The sequence below is a fragment of the Alteriqipengyuania sp. genome, assembly GCF_964222115.1.
Taxonomy (GTDB): domain Bacteria; phylum Pseudomonadota; class Alphaproteobacteria; order Sphingomonadales; family Sphingomonadaceae; genus Alteriqipengyuania.
The window spans coordinates 1-4,484 of record NZ_CAXQBM010000055.1 but is presented as its reverse complement, the minus strand read 5'-3'; the positions used below and the strand labels follow the sequence as shown (position 1 = coordinate 4,484).

6 protein-coding genes are annotated in these 4,484 nt (G+C 62.8%); all 6 read left to right on the top strand.

Annotated elements, in window-relative coordinates:
* Window positions 1-120: 120 nt before the first annotated feature.
* Window positions 121-1,128: a biotin synthase BioB gene (gene bioB, locus ACEQXE_RS08445; RefSeq protein WP_370178448.1), complete on the top strand. Its 1,008-nt coding sequence runs from the start codon at window positions 121-123 to the stop codon at window positions 1,126-1,128.
* Window positions 1,125-1,967: an alpha/beta hydrolase gene (locus ACEQXE_RS08440; RefSeq protein ID WP_370178447.1), complete on the top strand. Its 843-nt coding sequence runs from the start codon at window positions 1,125-1,127 to the stop codon at window positions 1,965-1,967. Before bioB ends, ACEQXE_RS08440 begins: the two co-directional genes overlap by 4 nt.
* 9 nt (window positions 1,968-1,976) lie before the next feature.
* Entirely contained in the window at window positions 1,977-2,219 is a 243-nt protein-coding gene (locus tag ACEQXE_RS08435; protein WP_370178446.1) for a hypothetical protein, read from the top strand.
* 12 nt (window positions 2,220-2,231) lie between these two features.
* Window positions 2,232-3,029: a DUF3445 domain-containing protein gene (locus ACEQXE_RS08430; protein ID WP_370178445.1), complete on the top strand. Its 798-nt coding sequence runs from the start codon at window positions 2,232-2,234 to the stop codon at window positions 3,027-3,029.
* A complete protein-coding gene (locus ACEQXE_RS08425) occupies window positions 3,026-3,421 on the top strand; it encodes a lysozyme inhibitor LprI family protein (RefSeq protein WP_370178444.1) in 396 nt (131 codons plus the stop codon). Before ACEQXE_RS08430 ends, ACEQXE_RS08425 begins: the two co-directional genes overlap by 4 nt.
* A partial coding sequence (locus ACEQXE_RS08420; RefSeq protein ID WP_370178443.1) for an acetyl/propionyl/methylcrotonyl-CoA carboxylase subunit alpha occupies window positions 3,421-4,484 on the top strand: 1,064 nt, incomplete at its 3' end. The genes ACEQXE_RS08425 and ACEQXE_RS08420, both read left to right, overlap by 1 nt.

The following is a 4,484-nucleotide window of genomic DNA, read 5'->3' as shown; positions in this document are numbered from 1 at the left end:
AAATGATGCGTCATGCGAGAGGACGAAAGAACTTGTTTCGTCTAGGTGGTTCTGGCGCAGCCTTGCCGTAACGTTGCTAATATTCATGGCCTATCGTTTCCTGAGAGTGGAACCTGAAGATTGACCCAAATTCGCACCGACTGGACCCGCGAGGAAATCGCGGACCTCTTCGACCTCCCCTTCACCGAGCTGCTATTCCGCGCGGCGACGGTCCACCGCGAGAACCATCCGCCCGAACAGGTCCAACTGTGCACGCTGCTCAGCATCAAGACCGGCGGGTGCCCGGAGGATTGCGGCTATTGCTCGCAGTCCGTCCACGCCGATAGCGGCGTCGAGGCGACCAAGCTTATGGACGTGCAGGCGGTGCTCCAGCGCGCGGCGCAGGCGAAGGATCAGGGCAGCCAGCGCTTCTGCATGGGCGCCGCGTGGCGCAATCCCAAGGACCGCGACATGCCCGCGATCGTCAAGATCGTCGAAGGCGTGCGCGACATGGAGTTGGAGACCTGCATGACGCTGGGCATGCTCACGCCAAGCCAAGCGGACATGCTCAAGGATGCGGGGCTCGACTACTACAACCACAATATCGACAGCGGGCCGGAATATTACGAGCGCGTCATCACCACGCGCAACTACCAGGACCGGCTCAACACGCTGCAGAACGTGCGCGATGCGGGGATCAACGTGTGCTCCGGCGGGATCGTGGGCATGGGCGAGACGCGCGAGGATCGCGTCGGCTTCGTCCACACGCTCGCGACGCTGGAGCAGCACCCCGAAAGCGTGCCGGTCAACGCGCTGGTGCCGGTCAAGGGCACGGTGCTGGGCGACATGCTCGCCGATACGCCGCTCGCCAAGATCGACGATATCGAATTCGTCCGCACCGTGGCGGTCGCGCGGATCACTATGCCGCTTTCGATGGTGCGGCTCTCCGCAGGCCGCGAAAGCATGAGCGAGGCGACGCAGGCGCTTTGCTTCCTTGCAGGTGCAAACTCGATCTTCACCGGCGACAAGCTGCTCACCGCGCCCAACGCGGGCGACGACAGCGACGGAGCGCTCTTCGCCAAGCTGGGCCTGACGCCGTTGCAAGGTGAGGAACCGATGAGAGCCGCCCAGATGGAGCCTGCCGAATGAGAACCCTGATCGCGCTTGCCGCGCTGCTGCTTCCCATATCGCTGCAAGCACAGGAGCAGCCACAGCGGGAGACGAGACCGATCACCATCGGCACCACCCATCTGGTCGATTATGCCGAGGATGATGCGCGACAAATCAACGTCTATCTGCCCGCTGGCTATGCTGAGGGGGGCGAGGCTTACCCCGTCCTGTACCTGATCGACGGCGGGCTGGACCAGGATTTCCTGCATGTTGCGGGCACCAGTGCGCTCAATGCGATATGGGGCCGCTCCCAGCCGGTGATCGTGGTTGGCATCCAGACCGTGGATCGCCGTGCGGAGCTGATCGGAGAGAAGGGCAATGCAGAGGAAAGGCGACTCTTCCCGACCGCAGGCGATTCCGCGACATTCCGCGCGTTTATCCGCGAGAAGGTGAAGCCGCTGGTCGAGACGAATTATCGCACCAGCGGCGACGATGCGGTGATGGGCGAATCGCTCGCCGGGCTGTTCATCGCGGAAACCTGGCTGGTCGAGCCTGCGTTGTTCGACCGATATGCGGCGATCAACTCCAGCCTGTGGTGGCACGATATCGCGCTCGGCAAATCGGCGGCGGAACGCGTGAAAGACGGGCAGGAGCGCGGACCGATCCTGCTCAGCTATTCCAACGAAGGTCCGATGACGGAAAGGGGCACGCGCCTGGTCGCGGAGGCGGCGGGCGACAAGGCATGCCTGCTGCCGCGCGACGATTTGACGCACGCGACCGCCTATCACATCCTCACCCCGCAGGCGTTGCAGTTCCTTTTCCCAACCGGTTACGAGTTCGAGGAGGAGTGGGGCTTCACTATTGCCTGCGAGGAATAGGGGGTTTCGATGGCGCGTCGTCCAATCACGGTTACGATTCTGTTCTGGTTGCTGGTCGGTCTCACGCAGACAGGATTGCTGTTTTCGTGCGGGTTCGGCGCTGGCTGGGACGAGGAAAGCCACCAGCGGATCGTGAACTGCCAGTACGGCGCGCAGATCTGGATCGGCTATCTCATTTTTGCAGCGATCCTGGCTTATTCGATCTGGGCGGTCGTCACTATCAAGCGGCTGGTGCGCGAAGGCGCTGAGTGACGCGCCCTTAGCATGCTGGGCTTTTCCGTCGACGATCTGTTGCCGCGTGCGCGCGGGGGCGGTGTGCTCAAGATGGGGCTCGCCAAGCTAGGCGAGAGCGAGTGGCTCCAGCCCGACCCTGATCTCGACGCCCGTGCTCGCGGCTTTGCTGCCTTTCCCGATGGCATCCAATTGACGCCAGAAGCCGGTGCGCCGGGTCGCGAGCTGGCGGAAATGCTGGGGATCGCGGGCGCCTTGCCCGAAGCGGCGGCTGCGCACCACGAGGATATGTGCCTGCTCACCCGCAAGCCGGATGAGGATCAATATCGGCTCGTCGGCGCGGCTGTCGCCTGGCCGAGCGACTGGACGCCGGCCGATAAGCTCGGCCTGCCTTTGCGAGCACTACACGAGCCGATCCAGGGTTACGAGGAACAGCTCGCCAGCGGGGTCGATCATTTCATGGCCAGGCTGAAACCCGGCGCGATCTACGGCCGTGCCAATTGGTTTATCGCTGCAACGGCGGACAAGCGATGGATCGCCGAGCCGCCGGAGCAGGCTTTCGCGCATGTTACGCCCGAAAATGCGGGCGAGGCGCTGTTCGTGCGCTCCGAACGTCAGACATTGCGCCGCCTGCCGCAAACGGGCGCGATCCTCTTCACAATCGGCATTTACGTCAGCCCGCTGGGCGCCTTGTCACCGGGAAATATCGATCGTCTGGCCGATGCCATGCGCACGCTTCTGGATGGAGAGGGTGAACGCAGGGGCGCAGGGGCTTACGCTGGGGCGTTAATTCGCTATGCGGGCCATACCAAGGAGGATGTCCGACCATGATCCTGACCGCATTGCTACTCTTGAGTGCACAAGCCGGCGACCCGCAAGTCGATTGCAAAGACCCGATGACGCAGACGGCGATGAACATCTGTTCGTGGCAGTCCTACAAGCGGGCGGATGAAGAGCTGAACGCGGTCTGGAAGCAGGCGGCGGCGCGCGCGAAACAGAGCGATGCCGCAGCTGCCGAGTATGATGGCCCGACGGACGCCTTCGCGAGGCTGCTGGCCGCCCAACGCGCGTGGCTGGAGTTTCGCGATGCACAGTGCTTGGCCGAAAACGGCAAGCGCGAGGATAGCGGAACGATCTGGCCCCTCCTCCAGAACTCATGCCTTGAAGCCTTGACCGAAGAGCGGACCAACCAGCTTCGCAGCTATATCGAGATGCCCAACTGATGTTCTCCAAAATTCTGATTGCCAATCGCGGCGAGATTGCCTGCCGCGTGATCCAGACTGCCCGGAAGATGGGCATCGCCACCGTGGCGGTCTATTCCGACGCAGATGCGCGCGCGCCCTTCGTGCGCATGGCGGACGAGGCGGTGCATATCGGCGCAGCCCCGGCAGCGGAAAGTTACCTGCTGGCGGACAAGATCATCGAAGCGTGCAAGCAGACGGGCGCCGAGGCGGTGCATCCGGGCTATGGCTTCCTGTCCGAACGCGCGAGCTTCGTCGAAGCGCTCGCGAAGGAGAACATCGCCTTCATCGGCCCGCCCGCCAAGGCGATTGCCGCGATGGGCGACAAGATCGAATCGAAGAAACTGGCGATGGAAGCGGGCGTGAACGTCGTCCCCGGCTTCGTCGGCGAGATCGAGGATACGGACCACGCGGTGCGGATCGCGGGCGATATCGGCTATCCGGTGATGATGAAGGCCAGCGCGGGCGGCGGCGGCAAGGGCATGCGCCTCGCCTATAGCGAGAAGGATGTGCGCGAGGGCTTTGAGGCGACCAAGCGCGAAGGCCTCAATTCCTTCGGCGACGACCGCGTGTTCATCGAGAAATTCGTCGAGGACCCGCGCCATATCGAAATCCAGGTGCTGGGCGACCAGCATGGCAATATCGTCTATTTGAACGAGCGTGAGTGCTCGATCCAGCGGCGCCACCAAAAGGTGGTGGAGGAAGCACCGTCACCTTTCGTCACACCTGCTATGCGCAAGGCGATGGGGGAGCAGTGCGTCGCGCTGGCCGCAGCGGTCGGCTATTTCAGCGCAGGCACGGTCGAACTGATCGTCAGCGGTGCGGACAAGACGGGGAAGAGCTTCTACTTCCTCGAAATGAACACCCGTCTGCAAGTGGAACACCCCGTGACCGAGCTGATCACCGGTGTCGACCTTGTGGAACAGATGATCCGCGTCGCCAATGGCGAGCCCCTGTCGATCACGCAGGACGATGTGAAAATCAACGGCTGGGCGATTGAAAACCGTCTCTACGCCGAAGATCCCTATCGCAACTTCCTGCCCTC

Excerpts from the sequence above, each read along its gene's own strand:
- ACEQXE_RS08430 (WP_370178445.1), top strand. The coding sequence starts at position 2,232 with ATGCTGGGCTTTTCCGTCGACGATCTGTTGCCGCGTGCGCGCGGGGGC.
- ACEQXE_RS08425 (WP_370178444.1), top strand. The coding sequence starts at position 3,026 with ATGATCCTGACCGCATTGCTACTCTTGAGTGCACAAGCCGGCGACCCG.
- ACEQXE_RS08440 (WP_370178447.1), top strand. The coding sequence starts at position 1,125 with ATGAGAACCCTGATCGCGCTTGCCGCGCTGCTGCTTCCCATATCGCTG.
- ACEQXE_RS08435 (WP_370178446.1), top strand. The coding sequence starts at position 1,977 with ATGGCGCGTCGTCCAATCACGGTTACGATTCTGTTCTGGTTGCTGGTC.